Origin of the sequence: Rothia gullae (assembly GCF_024294905.1) — a bacterium.
Classification (GTDB): domain Bacteria; phylum Actinomycetota; class Actinomycetes; order Actinomycetales; family Micrococcaceae; genus Rothia.
Genome location: NZ_JANCOC010000002.1, coordinates 220,644 through 239,739, shown reverse-complemented (window position 1 = coordinate 239,739; position 19,096 = coordinate 220,644). Strand labels below are relative to the sequence as shown.

Annotated in this window: 15 protein-coding genes and 4 tRNA genes; 17 read left to right on the top strand and 2 right to left on the bottom strand. The window is 61.1% G+C overall.

Annotation, left to right across the window (positions count from 1 at the left end):
- Positions 1-155: IS3 family transposase (locus NML54_RS08890; RefSeq protein ID WP_305882351.1), on the top strand; the 155-nt coding region annotated here is incomplete at its 5' end.
- 129 nt (positions 156-284) lie between these two features.
- Here the strand turns inward: NML54_RS08890 and NML54_RS02675 are convergent.
- Entirely contained in the window at positions 285-1,124 is an 840-nt protein-coding gene (locus NML54_RS02675) for a response regulator (RefSeq protein ID WP_254755782.1), read from the bottom strand.
- 41 nt (positions 1,125-1,165) lie between these two features.
- On the bottom strand, positions 1,166-2,587 hold the full coding sequence (locus NML54_RS02670; protein WP_254755781.1) for a sensor histidine kinase: 1,422 nt from the start codon (positions 2,585-2,587) through the stop codon (positions 1,166-1,168).
- A 567-nt stretch (positions 2,588-3,154) separates the two neighbouring features.
- Here NML54_RS02670 and NML54_RS02665 point away from each other — a divergent pair.
- From NML54_RS02665 to NML54_RS02590, 16 genes are all read left to right on the top strand, one after another.
- Positions 3,155-4,507 carry a hypothetical protein gene (locus tag NML54_RS02665; protein ID WP_254755780.1) on the top strand — a complete coding sequence of 451 codons (1,353 nt, stop codon included), beginning with the start codon at positions 3,155-3,157 and terminating at the stop codon, positions 4,505-4,507.
- A 206-nt stretch (positions 4,508-4,713) separates the two neighbouring features.
- On the top strand, positions 4,714-5,769 hold the full coding sequence (locus tag NML54_RS02660) for a 3-isopropylmalate dehydrogenase (protein ID WP_254755779.1): 1,056 nt from the start codon (positions 4,714-4,716) through the stop codon (positions 5,767-5,769).
- A 354-nt stretch (positions 5,770-6,123) separates the two neighbouring features.
- A complete protein-coding gene (locus NML54_RS02655) occupies positions 6,124-7,221 on the top strand; it encodes a branched-chain amino acid aminotransferase (protein ID WP_254755778.1) in 1,098 nt (365 codons plus the stop codon).
- Between the two features lie 242 nt (positions 7,222-7,463).
- Positions 7,464-8,216 (top strand): fumarylacetoacetate hydrolase family protein, encoded by a 753-nt coding sequence (locus NML54_RS02650; protein WP_254755777.1) that lies wholly within the window; start codon positions 7,464-7,466, stop codon positions 8,214-8,216.
- A 57-nt stretch (positions 8,217-8,273) separates the two neighbouring features.
- On the top strand, positions 8,274-9,785 hold the full coding sequence (gltX, locus tag NML54_RS02645; protein WP_254755776.1) for a glutamate--tRNA ligase: 1,512 nt from the start codon (positions 8,274-8,276) through the stop codon (positions 9,783-9,785).
- A gap of 2 nt (positions 9,786-9,787) precedes the next feature.
- On the top strand, positions 9,788-10,204 hold the full coding sequence (locus NML54_RS02640; RefSeq protein WP_254755775.1) for a hypothetical protein: 417 nt from the start codon (positions 9,788-9,790) through the stop codon (positions 10,202-10,204).
- A 373-nt stretch (positions 10,205-10,577) separates the two neighbouring features.
- Positions 10,578-10,653: transfer RNA gene (locus tag NML54_RS02635), tRNA-Gly, on the top strand.
- Between the two features lie 594 nt (positions 10,654-11,247).
- Positions 11,248-11,319, top strand: a tRNA-Gln gene (locus NML54_RS02630).
- Between the two features lie 22 nt (positions 11,320-11,341).
- Positions 11,342-11,414 (top strand) — tRNA-Glu (locus tag NML54_RS02625).
- A gap of 578 nt (positions 11,415-11,992) precedes the next feature.
- A tRNA-Val gene (locus NML54_RS02620) sits at positions 11,993-12,067 on the top strand.
- 108 nt (positions 12,068-12,175) lie between these two features.
- Positions 12,176-13,024: a PD-(D/E)XK nuclease family protein gene (locus tag NML54_RS02615; protein ID WP_254755774.1), complete on the top strand. Its 849-nt coding sequence runs from the start codon at positions 12,176-12,178 to the stop codon at positions 13,022-13,024.
- Positions 13,025-13,320: 296 nt separating this feature from the next.
- The gene (gene def, locus NML54_RS02610; protein ID WP_254755773.1) at positions 13,321-13,926 is read left to right on the top strand and encodes a peptide deformylase; all 606 of its coding nucleotides are present in this window, start codon (positions 13,321-13,323) and stop codon (positions 13,924-13,926) included.
- 6 nt (positions 13,927-13,932) lie between these two features.
- Positions 13,933-14,901, top strand: coding sequence for a methionyl-tRNA formyltransferase (fmt, locus tag NML54_RS02605; protein WP_254755772.1), 969 nt, complete (start codon positions 13,933-13,935; stop codon positions 14,899-14,901).
- Positions 14,898-16,907, top strand: coding sequence for an RsmB/NOP family class I SAM-dependent RNA methyltransferase (locus tag NML54_RS02600; protein WP_254755771.1), 2,010 nt, complete (start codon positions 14,898-14,900; stop codon positions 16,905-16,907). Before fmt ends, NML54_RS02600 begins: the two co-directional genes overlap by 4 nt.
- Positions 16,908-16,961: 54 nt before the next feature.
- Positions 16,962-17,663 carry a ribulose-phosphate 3-epimerase gene (gene rpe / locus NML54_RS02595; RefSeq protein WP_254755770.1) on the top strand — a complete coding sequence of 234 codons (702 nt, stop codon included), beginning with the start codon at positions 16,962-16,964 and terminating at the stop codon, positions 17,661-17,663.
- A 351-nt stretch (positions 17,664-18,014) separates the two neighbouring features.
- Positions 18,015-19,088 (top strand): ABC transporter substrate-binding protein, encoded by a 1,074-nt coding sequence (locus tag NML54_RS02590; protein WP_254755769.1) that lies wholly within the window; start codon positions 18,015-18,017, stop codon positions 19,086-19,088.
- Positions 19,089-19,096 lie beyond the last annotated feature (8 nt).

Genomic DNA, 19,096 nt, shown 5'->3' with positions numbered 1-19,096 from the left:
AGTTTTTTCGTGGCCAGGACTGGCAGACCTTTGAGAGTTTTAAAGCCGACCTTGATGCCTATATCATGCATTGGAATACGGTAAGGCGTCAGGTAAAGCTTAGGGGCCTGACTCCGGTAGAGTACCGGGATCAGGCCCTGCGGGAGGCCGTGTAACGGCTAGTATTTAATGCGTCCAAGTTTTGGGGCGCAGTTCACTCGAGCAGGAGGTGCCTACCGGGGCTTTACTGTGTCCTCTAGTCTGCCGTGCTCTCTATTCTGCTGTGCCCTTATATAAGGGGAGCACTAGTGGGCGATACCCGCCTCATACGCCATAATCACTGCCTGCACACGATCACGCGCACCCAACTTCGCCAACACATGCGACACATGCGTCTTCACCGTCGCCTCCGAAAGCACCAGCTCCCGCGTAATCTCCGCATTCGACAATCCACGCGCAATTAGGCCCAGCACCTCAAACTCACGCGGCGACAACTGCTCAATCAACTCACGATGCGGATAATCCTGCGCAGGCGCAAGGCTTGCATGCTCAGCCGGAATAAACGTCGCCTTAGGAAGCTCAGACCCAGCAGCCGGGGGAGTATTAGGAACAGAATCGGCAGGAGCGGTAGGAACAACAGGAGCGGGGGAGTCCAGCACCGGAATCATCTGCTCTAACAGGCGGCGAGTCGCAGATGGTGCAATCACCGCATCGCCGCGGTACACCGTACGAATCGCCTCCAGCAGCTGCTCCGGCGGGGTGTCCTTCAACAAGAAACCGCTCGCACCCGCACGCACCGCCGAATACACGTACTCATCAATATCGAAGGTCGTGAGCATAATAATGCGCACCCGCTCATCTTCGGAAACTTCACGCTCGCCGTCACACTCCAGAATACGGCGCGCCGCCTCCAGGCCGTCGCAGTGGGGCATGCGCACATCCATGAGGATGACCTGCGGCGCCCGCCCCTCAGAGACCATGCGGTCAAAAACGTCAATGGCCGCCAGGCCGTCATCAGCTTCCATGACGACCTGCAGGTCTGGCTGGGAGTTGACGAGCATGCTCAAGCCGCCGCGCACTAGGCGCTGGTCGTCAACGAGCATCACGCGGATCGGCTGAGTGGTCTGTGGTTCAGAAGGGTACATAGTTTCAATCCTAGATTACGAGGTGGCAGAGGGCAGGGGTATTAGAGGTCGCGGTAGGGCAGCGCCGCCTCAACGAGCCAGTCGCCGTCAGGCTGCAGACCGTAGGTGAGGGAGCCGTGGTAGAGGGCGATGCGCTCGCTCATGCCGCGCAGACCGTTGCCACTACCGGGTACCGGGCGGGCAATGTGCTGAGCCGCGGTAGAGGAAACCGGGTCGTTCTGAACCCGCAACTGCAGACCGTCCTTACCCCAGTGAATGGTGATGGTGGTTGCCGCGCCGGGGGAGTGCTTGAGCGCGTTGGTGAGTGCCTCCTGCACGGTGCGGTACGCCGCCAGCTCGGCACCTTGCGGTAGGGTGCGCGTCATGGTGCCGGTGATTCCGGTGAAGGTGACGGGTAGCCCGGCGCGGCGGCTCTGCTCCACGAGGGCGGGTATATCGCTGAGGGTGGGCACGGGTGCGTAGGTGGTTGCCTCGTCCGTGCGGAGCAGCCCGAGGAGGGAACGCATCTGGGTGAGGGAGTCGCGTGCCGTGTCTGCGATGAGTTCGAGTGTCTGCTCGGCAATATCCGGTTCGCTCTGCTGCTGAGCCTGGCCCGACTGCTCTGCCTGCTGTGCCTGTTGTGTTTGCTGGGCGCGTGCGGTGCGGACGCTCGCGGCGGCGTAGCGTGCCCCGTCCGCCTGGGAAATAATGCTGGAGAGCGAGTGCGCCACAATATCGTGCATTTCACGGGCGATGCGGGTGCGTTCGTCCTGCGCGGCGAGGCGGCGTTCCTGTTCCTGCTCGTATTCGAGGCGGCGGGCGCGTTCTTTGAACTCTTCGCTGCGCAGTTCGCGCATGCGGCGGGAGTCGCCGAGGAACCAGAAGACGGTGAAGATGGATCCGCAGAGCACGCCGAGCATCAGGGAGATGAAGATGCGGGCGGGTATGTCGTCCCAACGGTAGAGGAACGAGAGCGAGGACTGCACGGTGACGGCGAGTGCGCCGAACCAGCCGAGAATGAGGCCGCGGAAGCGGGCGCGGCGGGTCCAATGCCTGCCGATATGGTAGGCGGCGAGGCTGACGGGCGGGTAGCAGGTGATGGCGAGTGAGTCGGGGAAGGGGGTCACGAGGGTGAGGCAGAGCGACGCGATGATCACGTAGATGCTGCCGTAGGGGAAGCGGTAGCGGAAGTACAGCGCGGTGGTGCTGCAGAGCGCGGAGATGACCGGGATCCAGCCGTAGCCGTTGATGAAGGCAACGGAGAGTACGCAGCAGAAGAACTGCATGTGCGCGACGACGATGAAGTTCATCCAGCCGCGTTTGTCTCTGAGGTAGTTTTGCACGCGGCTGGAGGCGCTGATTGCGTCGGCGGGTAGGTCGCTGTTTTCTGAGCTGCGGCGGGTATGCGTTACGGCGTAGCCTGATTTGGCTGCCTCTGTGCTGTGCTGTGGGTTCTGCTGGGGTTTTGCGTGCTTGTGGGGCATGGTTCCAGTGTATCGGGATGACGGGGCTGGGATGGGAGCCTCTTTTTTACTCTCACATGCAGGGATATTTTGTGGGTTTGAGTGAGTATGACACGCCTAAACCTTGCTCATTCTATGAGATTTGCCACATGGATGGCTCTTCTTTTTCTCAAGTGTTACTTGAGACTTTGGGGTCATTTGGGGTTTGAATTTGGGTTTAAGAGATTTGGGGCTCCCCCAGGTAATCGATTTTGGTGAAAAACCTTCAAGTATTGCGGAAGGGTTGAGTGAAATTGTTTGTCAACTGTAATTAACGCCTTATTGAAGGAGTGTGAAATGATGGATATAGTTTTACCTGTATCATATTCGTGTGCACTAATTGTGCCTCGGGGGACTATGCACCAAGGGTCACCCCGCGAAGTGCCTATATAGGGCAGGTACAACATTATGTGTTATCGCCGGGGCTGGATCCACTACTATTATTCCGGCCTCACTCGCTCAAAACCTTTCCGGGGGTGAGCGATTGCCGAACGCTACGGCGGGTGATAGCTTTATTTCTCAATTGACATCACTCTCTAAGGACATAACATGTCTACTAATATTTCTCGCCGCAAGGTTGTTGCGGGTGCGGCCTGGGCTACCCCGGTTGTCGCGGCTTCCGCAGTTGTTCCCGCATTTGCTTCCTCGACTGAGTGTGAGTGGGAATCTTCTCCTAAATTCAGCATCTCCGGTACTGATGCCGGTGCCAAGACTGTTCAGAAGTTCGTTGTCCCTGCCAAGGTCGACAAGATTAGCTTTGTCATTAAGGGAGGCGCCGGCGGTACTCAGTATTCAATCCCTGGCGGTGCTGCGGCGCAGATTTCCGGCACTATTGCAGTGAAGGAAGGTCAGACTGTTGAGATTGTCTCAGCAGCAGGCGGTATTGGCTACAATGAGGACACCCCCGCAGAAGGTGGCGAGGGCTACGGTAACGGCGGTTCCTCCAAGGGCGATAACCCCATCCCGGAAAGCGTTATCAATAAGGTCAAGGCTGAGTGGGCTAATAACTCTTGGATGCTGCGCTCTCCGAAATTCGCGTCATCCGGAGGTGGCTCTTCCGCTATTATTGTCGACGGCACTGTTATTGCCGTGGCAGGCGGCGGTGGAGGTGTCGGCTACATTCGCGCGGGTGGTACTAACCTTAATCCGGCCTACGTTTTCCCTGGTGCAACTGACGCTGGATGGTGGAAGTCTAACACTTACCCTTGGAACCTGCCTTTCCTCCTGTCAAGGGGTGGTAACGCATCCGGCCTTGCCGGCGGCGCAGGTAAGCAGGGGTCCGGTGCATACACCGCCGACCACGATCAGGTCATTACTGTTGAACCCGGTAAGGGCGGTGCAACCGGCCAAGGCGGTCAGGGTGGCCTCAAGACGGATTTGCCGACTAAAGCCTCCCCGAATGGTGAAGTTCTCTTCTACAGCACCAACAACCAGGAGCTATATAGCTCCTCTACCTCTGGCGAAGCCGGTAGTGATGGCTTTACCGGTAACGGTGCAGATGGTGTTTCCTCTTACTCTTACCTGATTGACTACAACACGGCTGGTGAGCCCAAGAAGAAGCCCGATGGGCGCGTGGTGTACTATACGCGCGCCGCTTCTGCTCCCCAGTTCACCGGCTACCAGTCTATATACTCTGGCGGCGGCGGCGCAGGCTACGGCGGTGGCGGCTCGGGCGCTTCCGTGTCCATCACTGCGATACTGAAGCAGAAGTGGGACAACAACCCTGAGGGTGTTCGTCAGCCTGTTGGCTTTGGCCAGCTATCTGGTGGCGGCGGTGCCGGTGGTTCCTACATCCATTCTTCTGTCATCGGTGCCGAGATTACCGCAAGCAAGGACGTACCGACCGGTCGTGGTCAGCGTAAGAACGGCTCCGTGGCTGTTACCTTCTGCAAGCGCTCCTAATAGTTGCCAGTACTCTCGCGCTAAGTGAGAATTCATAACGGTATTCCCCGGCTAATCATTTAGCCGGGGAATACCATTTTAACCGGCAAACCTACCTAGCCCAGAACCTGTCTAACTGAGGCCTGTCTAGGGCCTATCTAGCCCAGACTCTGAGAACCCGCCCGCGCACTCTACCGCCCGCCCGCGGCGTGTACTAGGGTAGAGGCATGACTGAAGCACGTAGCATCGACCTTGCCGTTATCCCCGGCGACGGCATCGGCCCCGAAATCATTACCGAAGCCCAGCGTATCCTCACCCGCGCCTGCGAGCTCGAAAACATCACCGTAACCCCCACCCACTACAAGCTCGGCGCCGAGCACTGGCTGGAAACCGGTGAAACCCTGCCCGAATCTACCATGGACGCCCTCAAGCAGCACGACGCAATCCTTTTTGGTGCCATCGGTGCAGACCCGCGTAGCGGCAAGATTCCCTCCGGCCTCATCGAACGCGAAATGCTCCTGAAGCTGCGTTTCGCCTTCGACCACTACATCAACCTGCGCCCCTCCCGCCTGTACCCCGGAGCAGTCTCCCCGCTCGCCAACCCCGGCAACATCGACTTCGTTGTTGTTCGTGAAGGCACCGAAGGCCCCTACATCGGCAACGGCGGCGTCATCCGCGGCGGCACCCCCCACGAAATCGCCACCGAAGTCTCCCTCAACACCGCACACGGTGTGGAGCGCCTGGTACGCTACGCCTTCGAGCTGGCGTCCACCCGCCGCAAGAAGGTCACCCTCGTACACAAGACCAACGTGCTCACCCACGCAGGTCGCCTCTACAACCGCTACTTCACCGAAATCGCGGCTGAATTCCCCGAGGTTGAGACAGACTACCTGCACATTGACGCGACCACCATCTTTATGGTCACCGACCCCGCCCGCTTCGACGTGATTGTCACCGACAACCTCTTCGGCGACATCATCACCGACCTCGCCGGTGCAGTGACCGGCGGTATCGGCTACGCCGCCAGCGGCAACATCAACGCCGTCGGCGAGTTCCCCTCCATGTTCGAGCCCGTACACGGCTCCGCACCGGACATTGCCCGCCAGAACAAGGCAAACCCCACCGCCGCAATCCTCGCCGGCGCAATGCTGCTGCGCCACCTCGGCCACGCCGCCGCCGCAGCCCGCATTGAGGACGCTGTCGAAGCAGATATGCGCGAGAACGGCGCGAGTGTGCGCGGAACCGACCAGGTCGGCGCGGACGTGCTCGCACGCCTCGGTTAATACTTGCCCGGCTAAAACTGGCCCGGCTAAAACGTGAACTACGCTAGTGAAGCCCGGAAGGAACGCACCTTCCGGGCTTCACCTGTTCACATCCTGAATGGGAGAAAAGATGCGCATGCGGCAAACGCATCTTTCCGGTACTCTAAACAGGTCAGGCACACCCGCCCGGCACCTCGGCGGTGGACACCATCCACCACTAGCTTTGATGCATCCGACTAGCACAGACCGCTAGATGCACCATCTGCCCCGCACTACAAAGCGCCCGGCGGCACACACCGGTACCTCGCCCCGCCGCGAGAACCGCCACTCAAAGAACGCCCACAGAGGCAACTAGACGAAGAGGAACGCAGAACGATGGCAACCGAATTCAGCCACGAAGCAAACCAGTCACCCGCCACCGCCGAACGCCGCGCCGAAATCCTCGCAAACCCCGGCTTCGGTGACTACTTCAGCGACCACATGGTCACCATCGACTGGGAAGGCGACTACAAGACCGGCGGCACCTGGTACGACGCACGAGTGCATCCCTACGGCCCGCTGACCCTAGACCCCGCCTCCGCTGTCTTCCACTACGGCCAGGAAATCTTCGAAGGCGTCAAGGGCTACCGCCACGCAGACGGCTCCGTGTGGACCTTCCGCCCCGAAAAGAACGCAGAACGCTTCGCACGTTCCGCACACCGCCTCTCCCTGCCCGAAATGCCCGCAGACCTGTTCATTGAATCCCTACGTGAACTCGTCAAGGCAGACGAAGCATGGGTACCCACCGGCGACGGTGAAGCCTTCTACTTCCGCCCCTTCATGATCGCAACCGAAGCGTACCTCGGCGTGCGCCCCGCAAAGCACGTACAGTACCACGTCATCGGCTCGCCCGCGGGTAACTACTTCGGCACCCCCGAACCCGTAGACATCTGGCTCTCCACCACCTACGCTCGCGCAGGCGAAGGCGGCACCGGTGCGGCAAAGTGCGGCGGCAACTACGCGGCATCCATGATCGCCCAGATCGAAGGTGAAAAGCACGGCTGCAAGCAGGTCATCTTCAAGGACCCGCACCGTCACGACGCCATCGAAGAGCTCGGCGGCATGAACGTCTTCTTCGTCTTCGGCAAGGAAAACAAGATTGTCACCCCCGAACTGACCGGCACCATCCTCGAAGGCGTGACCCGCTCCTCCCTGATTCAGCTCGCCAAGGACCGCGGTATGACCGTCGAAGAGCGCGCAATCACCCTCACCGAATGGCGTGAAGGCGTAGCAAACGGCGATATCACCGAAATCTTCGCCTGCGGCACCGCAGCAGTGGTCGCGCCCATCGGCAAGCTCAAAGCAGAAGACTTCGAAATCCCGGCACCCACCGAGCACTTCGGCGAAATCTCCAAGAGCCTGCGCGAAGAGCTCGTCGGCATTCAGACCGGCGTAGTCGAAGACCGCCACGGCTGGCTAACCCGCCTCATCTAAACGTTCAACATAACGTAACCCGCGAAAATCCCCGCAGGATGCTTACCGCCCGACCCCGCACGTCGCGCGGTGAGCAACCCGCGGGGATTCGCTGTGCCCGGCGAATATTGCGCGCGGCGTTGATAGCGTCAGGACAGGGGAGGGGAGGCTCACCCCGCCGCCGCCCCTCGATAAAACCCGCGCTAAAACCCGCGCTAAAACCCGACCCGCCGCCGCCCTCGAAGGCTGGTACCCTAGAAAGTATGCGTATTGCACGATTTACCGTAAATAATGAGCTCCACTTCGGGCTAGTAGAAGGCGACGCAGGCGAAGAAACCCTGCGCGTACTCGCCGGCGACCCCTTCTACTCGGGCATCGAACCGACCAGCACCACCTACCCCATCGACCAGGTGCGCCTGCTCGCCCCGATCATCCCCCGCTCCAAGGTGATTGGAGCGATCGCAAACTGGGCAGGAACTGAGGCGCCCGCCTCCCCACAGTTCTTCCTCAAGCCCAACACCACCGTCATCGGCCCCGGCGACCCCGTGACCCTGCCCGAGTACTCCGAAGCCGTCAGCGCAGAAGGTGAACTCGCCGTCATTATCGGTCGTATCGCCAAGTCCGTGCCTCTTGAGCGCGTACACGAAGTCATCTTCGGCTACACCGTAGCCAACGACCTCACCGCCCGCGACCTGCTCGAAGACCGCCAGTGGACCCGCGCCAAGGGCTTCGACGGCTCCACCCCGCTCGGCCCCTGGATCGAAACCGACCTGGACACCGACTCGCTGAACATCACCACCTGGGTTGACGGCGACGTCGTGCAGGAAGGTAACACCTCCGAAATGCACTACTCCGTAGCCGAACAGGTTGCCGCAGCCTCCGAAATCTTCACCCTGCTTCCCGGCGACGTACTGCTCACCGGCACCCCCGCCGGCATCAGCGTACTGCGCGACGGCAACGAAGTAGAGGTCGAAGTCGAAGGCATCGGCTCCCTCGTCACCCGCGTGCGCGACTAAGCCGCCCGCACCCAAAAACGTAACGTACATCCTGAAACACACCGCCAAGGAGACATCATGACCGAATACCACGGTCCCGTACTCAATAGCCCCGCAGACACCCGCGTCCGCTTCTGCCCCTCGCCCACCGGCACCCCGCACGTGGGCATGGTCCGCACCGCCCTCTTCAACTGGGCGTACGCACGCCACACCGGCGGCAAGCTGATCTTCCGCATCGAAGACACCGACGCAGCACGCGACTCCGAAGAGTCGTTCAACCAGGTGCTCGAATCCCTGCACTGGCTCGGCATCAACTGGGACGAAGGCGTCGGCGTCGGCGGCCCCCACGAGCCCTACCGCCAGTCCGAGCGTAAGACCGCAGGCATCTACAACGAGATTTTCGAAAAGCTCGTTGAAGGCGGCTACGTGTACGAAGATTTCTCCACCCCCGACGAGGTGAAGGAACGCCGCAAGGCAGCCGGTCAGGATCCGCAGCTCGGCTACGACAACTACGACCGCAACCTCACCGAAGAGCAGAAGGAAGCCTACCGCGCAGAAGGCCGCCAGCCCGTCTGGCGCCTGCGCATGCCCGATGAGGACATCACCTTCAACGACCTCGTTCGCGGTGAAATCACCTTCAAGGCAGGCACCGTACCCGACTACGTGGTCGTCCGCTCCAACGGCGACCCGCTGTACCCCTTCGTGAACCCCGTCGACGACGCACTCATGGGCATCACCCACGTGCTGCGCGGCGAAGATCTGCTCTCCTCCACCCCGCGCCAGATCGCGCTCTACCGCGCACTCATCGACACCGGCGTGACCAGCTTCATCCCCGAATTCGGCCACCTGCCCTACGTCATGGGCCAGGGCAACAAGAAGCTCTCCAAGCGTGACCCCGAGTCGAACCTCTTCCTGCTGCGCGACTCCGGCTTCATCAAGGAAGGCCTGCTGAACTACCTGTCCCTGCTGGGCTGGTCCCTCTCCGCAGACCAGGACGTCTTCAGCATCGACGAGCTCGTAGAGCACTTCGACGTACACGACGTTGTTGCCAACCCCGCACGCTTCGACGTGAAGAAGGCAGAGTCCATCAACGGCGACCACATCCGTGCGCTCGACCCCAAGGACTTCCGCGACCGCCTCATCCCGTACCTGCAAGCTGCAGGCGTACTCGGCGAAACCCTCACCGAGCGTGAAGAGCAGGTCCTCACCGAAGCTGCACCCCTCGTCCAGGAGCGCATGCAGCTGCTCGGCGAAGCACCCAGCCTGCTCGCATTCCTCTTCAAAGCTGACGAAGAAATCAGCACCGCAGACGACGCACGCAAGCAGCTCAAAGAATCCGCACCGCAGGTCCTCGCCGCCGCAATCGAAGCTCTGGAGCCCCTCGCGGACTTCACCGCAGCCAACATCGAGGCAGCCCTGCGCGCCGCAATCGTCGACGGCCTGGAAATCAAGCCGCGCCTCGCATTCGGCCCCGTGCGAATCGCTGTGTCCGGTGAGCGCATCTCCCCGCCCTTGTTCGAATCCATGGAAATCCTGGGCAAGGAATCCTCCCTCGCACGCCTGCGCAAGCTTGCCGCTGAACTGAGCTAACCATGAATCAATCGATCCTCGGGAAGGCGCTACTGAAGGGCTCCATCATGGCGCTCACCAACGCCTGCATTATCTGGCTGTTCGCCTACATTGCCGGTTTTGACCGCTCCGTGTGGATGGTTGTCATCATTATTGCCGGCGCGGCGCTCGCCTACGTGACCGCATTCCTGGAGGCACGCGCCATGCAGAACGCGGCTCGCAGCGGCGACGTGAGCACCTCGTCGTCTGTCGTGGATTCTTCAGACTCTTCGGGCTCTTCGGGCTCTTCGGACGAAGAAGAGGAAGAAGACGATTTCGTGGACCCTGGCCCCGACCCGGACGCGGGCGACTTCGACGCAGGAAGCTCCAGCAGTTCGGACTACAGCAGCTACAGTAGCTCCGACTACTCCGGCGGCGATTCCGGCGGTAGCAGCGATTAAGCTCTAGCCACTCTCGGTGTAGCTACTTCTGGCGCGATTGCAGGTACCTGTCATCTTAGGTGTCTGCGGCGCGTGCTGTGAGAGCTGAGCGAAAGCTCGGCGAGAACCCACGTTCAAGAGAATCCCCTTATCCAATGGGAATCAGACGACTGAAAGGTCTAAGAAACCCGACGGATAAGGGGATTTTTCATAAATTTGAGAATATTTTTTGTGATGGATATTTTCTGTAAAACTACTAGTCAGTATGTTTTTTGGGGGTAAATCTGGCCCCATTTGGGGGATTGTGGCGAGAATTTGGTTTGCGCACCCCGGCAAAGGGTTGTATAGTAGTACCTGTTGTCGCGACGAACTGAAAAGTTCAAAGCGAAAACATGCGGTTGTAGCTCAGTTGGTAGAGCACCACCTTGCCAAGGTGGATGTCGCGAGTTCAAGTCTCGTCAACCGCTCCACTCAAGCCCCGAGGTTAGCCTCGGGGCTTTTTCGTTGTCCCTGGTTTTTTATTACCTCCGGTTTTTGCTGTCTCCGGGAGTTTTAGTTTTTGGAGGTGCGGGGGTCCTGCGATTTTTCCCGAGGCGGTTGCTTGGGTGGGTTGGCCGTCAGGGTGCTTAGGCTATCTGGTTATATCTGGTTATATCTGGTTATCTGACTGCTGGGCTATCTAATGACCTGACTGCCGGGTCACCTGACTGCCGGGCTATCTGACTGTCGGGAGGCTGCGTAGGAAAAAGATGGTGTAGGAAAAAATCTTCAAAAAATTTCGGACACAAAGCGTGCAGGGGAGAGGGTATAACTGCTCTCCGAGCCCCCTTGAAGCTGCTTTGAAGGGTGAAAATCGGCCCCAAAACCCTCTTTTTGAAGAAAATTAAAAAACTTTTTAACCCCAAAAATCCTGGAAATACGCGGAAGTAGCGGGCATAAAACCGTGAATGTGAGGCGGCTCTCCAGATTTCGGCTTGCACGCCTCCAGAAAGACCCGTATAGTTATTACTCGTTCCGGTGAAAAGCCGAAAGGCAAAAAACGGAACGGTAACTCAATAGAGTAGTGGGATATGGTGTAATTGGCAACACGAAGGTTTCTGGTTCCTTTGTTCTAGGTTCGAGTCCTGGTATCCCAGCTAACCTCCTAACGGAGGTTGCGGCCCCATCGTATAGCGGCCTAGTACTCCGCCCTCTCACGGCGGCAACACCGGTTCAAATCCGGTTGGGGTCACACTAGGAAAAAAGCCTGGTTTCTTCGGAAGCCAGGCTTTTTTATTTATATCTGTATCGGTCGGAAGATCTTTTAGATTCTATGGTGCCGCCGTGAGCCTCTCACGGCGCCGCTCCTTACGTCGCGGCACTGCGGAGCATGATGGAATTCCTCGCGCGCTCGGCATCATGCCCCCTCCGTCACCGTTACAAACCGGTTGGGGTCACACTAGGAAAGAAGCTCTCCAGTCGAAAGACTGGGGAGCTTCTTTGTTTATCCGGTGAAAACTGGTTTTAGATTCGGTCATGACTTAGCGACTTCAGCCATGGTTAAAAGCTATCCCTCAAGACGCTAACCCAGCCCCAAAGTCCGTACCTCATGACCAGAGTCCATAAGTCATTACTGAACCTGCAGCCCCCTCAATCAGAGGAAGCAACGCATGAGCAGAGAAGAAGAATCTCCTCGAAAAGCCACAAGTGTTTCGAGAAGCCACCATTTTTGTGGCTTTTCGAAACACAAGTGGCTTCTCGGCGGGATAGGAAAAAGGGGAGCGCAAAATTTGACCTTCACGCCAAGCCTCGGTATAGTCTTATCCGTAAGCGTGATTGGCGCAGTGGTAGCGCGCTTCGTTCACACCGAAGAGGTCACTGGTTCGAACCCAGTATCACGCACCAATAACCCCCGTTTCAAGGAACGGGGGTTTTATTATGCCCACCGGTATTTGTGCCCACAAGCAGTACAAACCCAGCCGCGGACACAACCACCCGAGAATGAGGTACCCCGTGACAACACCCGAACTCGCCGCAGCCACCGACTACGGACGCATGTACGCGCGCATCCGCGGAGGAGAACCCCTCGTCCCCTCCATCACCACCGTCATCGGGCAGCACGCCAACGACCTCAGCGGCTGGCACGGGTACATGGCCGCCAAAGCCGCCCTCGAAGACCAGCGCGCCTACCGCGCCACCGGATCCCACGGCCTCAAATTCGCCATCATCCGCGACGCAGCCAGCGCCTCCGAACGATACCGCGACGCAGCCGCCGCCCGAGGCGACCGTGTACACAACTACGCCGAAGCCGTCGCCCTACGCGCCATGGGACGCGAACACAACCTCGACGAAAGCCGCGAACAGCTCATCATCAACGGAGAACAAGCCTACGCCGACCGCTTCGACGAATGGTGGGAAGCCTTCAAGCCCCGCCCCCTCGCCGCCGAAGTCACCATCTGGAACGACACCGTCGGCTACGCGGGCACCCTCGACCTCGTCGCAGAAATCGCAGGCCGAACCTGCATCATCGACTACAAAACCAAAGGCACCGACAAACGCGGCCGCGTCAAAGCACTCGACGAAAAAGTCGTCATGCAGCTAGTTGCCGGACTCAAAGCTGAAGAATACCTTGTCGACCCCGACGAAGGCACCTGGGAACCCTGGAAATACGGCGACGCCCCCGTCCTCATGGGCGTGGCTCTCGGCGAAACGCAGGTGCTGCCGCAGCAGGCGAACCCCGCCGTGCTTGAACGCAACTGGTACAAGTTCTGCGCCCTGCGCCGCGTATGGGAATTCGACCGTCAGGTCCAAGAATTTGAAGACCCCGCGCTCATGCCCGTAGTGCCCCCGCCTGCGGCATAGGGGAGTAGCGGGCGTAGGGGAGAGGCACCAAAAGCCCGGGGAGGTGAGCCCAGGGAGGTGAGGCTCAGCCCTCACCCTGCCGTCTCCACCCCCCCAGCGCCTCGATTCGTTCTAGATTCGCGCTACTGAATCGGCGACAATAGAACATAGGCAGAACGGCGCACCCGCTGTGAAGAATGCGCCTGCCGAGAGAGCCCGCCAGCGTAGTTTCACCCGCGAGGTTCTATCGGTGCAGTTCTGTCGCCATATTGAAATCCGTAAGCACATTCCCGGCACCCCGCCGACAAAGGAGAACCATGACCATTCTGAGCATCCGCACCGTAGGCGACCCGGTGCTGCGCAGCGTCTGCGACCCCATCACCGTCTTCGACGACGACCTGGCACGACTTATTGACGACATGCTAGAAACCATGTACGACGTGGGCGGTGTCGGCCTTGCCGGCCCGCAGGTTGGCATCTCCAAACAAATCTTCACCTTCGGCGGTATTGACGACCGCGAAGGGTACATCATCAACCCCGTGCTCGAAATCGGCGAAGAAGACCAGGAAGGCGGCGAAGGCTGTCTGTCCGTGCCCGGTCAGAAGTCCGCGACCCCGCGCAAGAACTGGGCTCGCGTGACCGGCGTGGACCGCCACGGCGAACCCCTCGTGCTGGAGGGTGAGGGCCTGTTCGCACGCATGCTACAGCACGAGACCGATCACCTGCACGGCAAGCTGTTCATCGACCGCCTCGTGGGTGAAGACCGCCAGCGCGTGATGCGTGCCTTGCGCGCCGCAGACTACAACACTGTTGCCGCGAAGACCGTGACTGAGCGTGCAACCCGCGTGGGCGGTGCCTTCGGCGGCGGTGGCGCGTTCGGTGCAGGCTCTGCTGGTCCCTCCTTCGGTAGCTTCGGAAAGTAGGCTCACATGCTCAACATCATTTACGCAGGCACCCCCGACGTTGCCGTGCCCCCGCTCGACTACCTGGCGAACTCCGATAAGGTTCGCGTGGTTGGCGTGCTCACCCGCGAAGACGCCCCCGTGGGCCGCAAGCGCGTGCTCACCCCCTCCCCGGTCGCGCAGCGCGCCGAAGAGCTCGGCCTGCCCATCGTGAAGGCAAACCGCTGGAACGACGAAGCCGCCGCAGCCATCGCCGAACTGAACGCTGACGCAGCCGCCGTGGTCGCCTACGGCACCTTGCTGCCGTTGCCCGCGCTCGAATCCCTGCGCTACGGCTGGGTCAACCTGCACTTCTCCAAGCTGCCCGCATGGCGCGGTGCCGCCCCCGTACAGCGCGCCCTCATCGCCGGTGAGCAGGAAATTTTCTCCACCACCTTCCTACTCGAAGAAGGCCTGGACACCGGCCCCACCTTCGAACAGGAATCCACCCCCGTAGCCGCCGACGACACCGCAGGCACCGTGCTGATGCGCCTCGCAACCAGTGGCGGCGCACTACTTGAACGCACCTTCGAACGCCTCGAAGCGGGCGAGAGCGGCACCGTGCAGGTCGAGAACGAGTCGGTCAGCTACGCCTCCAAGATGAGCATTGCCGACAGCCGCCTCACCTGGACCGAACCCGCCGAGCAGATCCTGGCACGCTTCCGCGGCGTCACCCCCGAACCCGGCGCATGGTGCGAACTGGGCGAAAACCGCTTCAAGATCGGTGGTCTGGCGGTTGCCGACGAGCGCCTGGTGCAGTCCCTGACCGAGTCGAACGGCGGCCCCCTCGTACCCGGCGCGGTGCGTCTGCACGCGAAGAAGGTACTGGTCGGCACCGGTACCGAACCCCTGATGCTGCTGCAGGTTCAGCCTGCCGGTAAGAAAATGATGGATGCGCCCGCGTGGGCTCGCGGCGCTGGTAAGGACATGGCGGAAGGCCTGGTGGTACTCGCATGAGCAACGAAAAGCGCCCCTACAAGGGAGGACACGGCAAGCCCGGTCACGGTAACGCCGGCAACGGCAAGTTCAACCAGGGTAGCGGTCAGGGTAAGTTCAATCAGGGCAGTGGTCAGGGCGAAGGCGGTGCGAAGCGTAAGCGTCGCCGCCGCTCCGGCGCTGGCAGCGGCTCCGGCTCTGGCGTGAGCGAACAGAACCGCCAGCAGTCCCAGAGCTCCCAGCGCGCTCAGAATCAGCGTTCCCAGAACCAGCGCACTCAGAATCAAAGTTCTCAGGGCCGCCCGCAGAAGTGGGACGACAACTCCCGCAGCGAATCGCGCACCGGCCGTCGCTTTGACGGCCTGACCAGCGTCGAACGTGCCGCACGCCGCACCAAGACCGAACACGACGACACCAAACGCGGTGGCGGCGGCACCTCCCAGCGCAATAAGAGCGGCCACGAACGCAACCGCCGCTCCATGTCCGCTCGCGAATTCTCCGCGGCGGCACCCTCCGCACGCTCACGTACCGCAGACACCGCACGCGCAACCGTCTTCGACGTACTGCGCTCCGTAGCGGAATCCGACGCCTACGCGAACCTCGTACTGCCCAAGGCGATTCGTAGCCACCGCCTCGACCACCGCGACGCAGGCTTCGCAACCGAACTGACCTACGGCACGCTACGCCACCAGGGCACCTACGACGCAATCCTCAGCCGCTGCGTAGACCGACCCATCGAGAAGGTTGGCACCACCACCCTGATCGTGTTGCGCATGGGCGTGCACCAGCTGCTGAACATGCGCGTTCCCGCCCACGCGGCACTGAACCAGAGTGTGTCCCTGGCACGTGAAAAGATCGGTGCGGGACCGGCAAGCTTCATCAACGCGGTGCTACGCCGCGTCTCCGAGCGCGCCCCCGAAGAATGGTACGAACTCATCATCGAGGACGCGAAGGACGACACCGAGCGCATGGCGCTGCTCGCCTCGCACCCCGGCTGGATTGTGCGTTCCATGCGCCAGGCACTCGTTGCGCACGGCCGCCCCGCCTTCGAAATTGAGCAGCTGCTCGAAGCGGACAACCTCGCCCCCGTGGTGAACCTGGTTGCGCTACCCGGCCTGGGTAGCCTCGACGAGGCACGCGAACAGGGCGCCGTCGACGGCGAGCTGGTTGAAGGTTCGGCGCTGTACGCCTCCGGCGACTTGGCGCGCCTGGAATCCGTACGTGAAGGCACCGTCCGCGCGCAGGATGCCGGCTCCCAGCTGGTGGCACGCGCGCTCGCCGCAGCACCCCTGGACGGCACCGACACCGCATGGCTCGACCTGTGCGCAGGCCCCGGCGGTAAGGCGGCGCTCCTCGGCGCGCTCGGTATTCAGCGCGGCGCATCCCTGGTCGCCAACGAGGCGGCACCGCACCGCGCGCAGCTCGTGGAATCCTCCATGCGCCCCCTGCCCGAGGACAGCTACACGGTACTCACCGGCGACGGCCGCCAGATTCGCGAAACCCTGCGCAAGAACACCTCCGCCCTGCCCGGATCCATTGACCCCGGTCAGCTTTTCGACCGAGTCATGGTAGATGTGCCCTGCTCCGGTCTGGGCGCCCTGCGCCGCCGCCCCGAGGCGCGTTGGCGCAAGTCCCCGCGCGATATTGCCGAGCTACTGCCCCTGCAGCGTCAGCTCCTGGACGCAGCGATTGAGGCGACCCGCCCCGGCGGCGTCATTGCCTACGTGACCTGCTCCCCTCATGCGGCAGAAACCCAGAACATTGTTGCCGAGGTGCTCGAAAGCGGCGCGGTCAGCCTGCTCGACTCCGCCGCCGCACTGCGCGAAGTCGCCCTGCACACCGAAGGCGCGAACGGCGAGCCCGTGAGCGTGCTGGCGGGGGAGAAGGACCCCGGCCACACCCCCGAAATCAAGGTCAAGAAGGGTGCACCGGTCGTGAAGGCTTCGGAGAACCCGACCACCGCACAGCTGTGGCCGCACGTGCATGGAACCGACGCCATGTTCCTCGCCCTGCTGCGTAAGAACTAGCCGCTTCACCACCTAGCGTCACTCGCCATACGGCACGGATTTGAAAGGAACCCCATGGGTATTGCCATTAACCCGTCGATTCTCTCGGCGGATTTCGCGAACCTGCAGCGCGAGCTGGAGCGCATTTCCACCGCGGACGCCGCGCATATTGACGTGATGGACAACCACTTCGTCCCCAACCTCACCTGGGGTCCGCCCGTGGTCAAGCGTCTGCGCGAAATCTCCCCGGTGCCGTTCGACGTGCACCTGATGATTGAGGATGCCGACCATTGGGCACCCGAATACGCCAGCATGGGCTGCGAGTCGGTGACCTTCCACGCGGAGGCGGCTATCGCCCCCATCAAGCTGGCACGCACCCTGCGTGCTGAGGGCGCGAAGGCGGGTATAGCGCTGCGCCCGGCAACCGCCGTGGAACCCTACCTGGACATGCTCAGCGAACTGGACATGCTGCTAATCATGACCGTGGAACCCGGCTTCGGCGGCCAGGCGTTCCTGGACGTGACCCTGCCGAAAATCGCCCGCGCCGCCAAGGCGATTGAGGGTGCGAACCTGCCGGTGACCGTGCAGGTGGACGGCGGCATCACCGAAGAGACTATCCTGCGTGCCGCGGAGGCGGGTGCAACCTGCTTCGTTGCCGGTAGCTCGGTCTACGGTGTGGACGAAGCGCTCGGTGGTCCGGAGGCGGCAATCGCCTCCCTGCGTGCGGCGGCCGCATCGGTCAAGCGTTCCGGCACCGGATGCGGTTGCGGCTGCTAGCGGTGCATGCGGGTAACGGTGCCCCGCATTGTTGACACCCCAGCATCTATAAAACATCAACGCCCCGTTGTGAAGACTGCGCCCCGTCGCGGCTCTTCGCGGCGGGGCGTTTTGCGTGCCCGGCTTTCTCAATCACCGCAGATTTATAGCAGGGTAATAGCAGGGGAGAGGTGCCTGTTTAAGTGACATGGTGTCAGCAAGACTATGGCAAGCGTGAAATATGTTACCCCGCGCAATTCCGCGGCAAAACGGGGTATCCTGACGGTCAGAGAAAGCAAACTGAACACATCTTGATGTAACACTCAGATATCTGTAAGGTTAGGTATAGTTTAGTCATATCTAGGGGGAACTATGTCTTTCAACCGAACCGAGCTGACCGACGCCGAAAACCACGGCGCATCGGGCGTTAACCGCCGCGCCTTCTTCGGCCTGGCACTCGCCTCCTCGGCTGCTCTCGCCCTCGCGGCATGCAGCAGCGAGACCACCACGACCACTACTTCCGGCGGTTCCGCCTCCGGCGGTAACAACGGCACCCGAATCATCAAGGACATTGACGACGAGAATGTAGAAGTTCCCGCCAACCCGCGGAAGGTTATCGTCCTGTCCGAACCCACCCTCGACGGCCTGCTCGCCCTCGGCGTGACCCCCGCCGGTTCCGTCTCCGGCCGCGGCCAGTCCGGCGTACCCAACTACCTCGCCGACCGCGCCAAGGGCGTGCAGATCATCGGCACCGTCGCCCAGGTCAACTACGAGCAGATCGGCAACCTTGATCCCGACCTGATTCTCGTCGACTCGACCGGCGTGGACAAGCGCTCCGACGCCTACGAAACCCTCAAGAAGATTGCCCCCGTGGTCTACTGCGGTTACGCGGGCGGCGACTGGCGCATCAACTTCCGCAACGTCGCGAACGCCATGAACATGGTCGACAAGGGCGAAGAAGTTATCAAGGCATACGAGGCAAGCGCCGCAACGCTGAAGGGCCAGCTCGCCCCCAAGTACGGCGACAAGACCTTCTCCATCGTCCGCTGGGCAGGCAACGGCCCAGCCCTGATCCTCAAGGAACTGCCCGCCGGCCAGGTACTCAACGACCTGGGCCTCAAGCGCCCCGAGGCGCAGGACCGCAACGGCCAAGGCCACTCCGAGCCCGTTTCCCTGGAGAACCTGGCAACCATCGACGCGGACTACATGTTCCTGGGCACCCTCGGCGGCGCAAGCCAGCAGAACCCGAACGCGCAGGGCTCCGCAGGTCTGCAGGGCGCCGAAGAAGCACTGAATAAGGCGAAGGAAACCTCCGGCTTCACCAACCTGAAGGCAGTCAAGGACGACCACGTGATTCTCGTGGACGGCTCCAAGTGGACCTCCACCGGCGGCCCGCTGCTGCTCGAGGGCATTATCGAAGACGTCAAGAAGGCGCTTCCGCTCTAAACATCCCG

Coding starts and splice junctions, on each gene's coding strand:
- NML54_RS02590 (WP_254755769.1), top strand. CDS start 18,015: ATGTCTTTCAACCGAACCGAGCTGACCGACGCCGAAAACCACGGCGCA.
- gltX (WP_254755776.1), top strand. CDS start 8,274: ATGACCGAATACCACGGTCCCGTACTCAATAGCCCCGCAGACACCCGC.
- NML54_RS02670 (WP_254755781.1), bottom strand. CDS start 2,587: ATGCCCCACAAGCACGCAAAACCCCAGCAGAACCCACAGCACAGCACA.
- NML54_RS02665 (WP_254755780.1), top strand. CDS start 3,155: ATGTCTACTAATATTTCTCGCCGCAAGGTTGTTGCGGGTGCGGCCTGG.
- NML54_RS02675 (WP_254755782.1), bottom strand. CDS start 1,124: ATGTACCCTTCTGAACCACAGACCACTCAGCCGATCCGCGTGATGCTC.
- NML54_RS02655 (WP_254755778.1), top strand. CDS start 6,124: ATGGCAACCGAATTCAGCCACGAAGCAAACCAGTCACCCGCCACCGCC.
- rpe (WP_254755770.1), top strand. CDS start 16,962: ATGGGTATTGCCATTAACCCGTCGATTCTCTCGGCGGATTTCGCGAAC.
- def (WP_254755773.1), top strand. CDS start 13,321: ATGACCATTCTGAGCATCCGCACCGTAGGCGACCCGGTGCTGCGCAGC.
- fmt (WP_254755772.1), top strand. CDS start 13,933: ATGCTCAACATCATTTACGCAGGCACCCCCGACGTTGCCGTGCCCCCG.
- NML54_RS02640 (WP_254755775.1), top strand. CDS start 9,788: ATGAATCAATCGATCCTCGGGAAGGCGCTACTGAAGGGCTCCATCATG.
- NML54_RS02650 (WP_254755777.1), top strand. CDS start 7,464: ATGCGTATTGCACGATTTACCGTAAATAATGAGCTCCACTTCGGGCTA.
- NML54_RS02660 (WP_254755779.1), top strand. CDS start 4,714: ATGACTGAAGCACGTAGCATCGACCTTGCCGTTATCCCCGGCGACGGC.
- NML54_RS02600 (WP_254755771.1), top strand. CDS start 14,898: ATGAGCAACGAAAAGCGCCCCTACAAGGGAGGACACGGCAAGCCCGGT.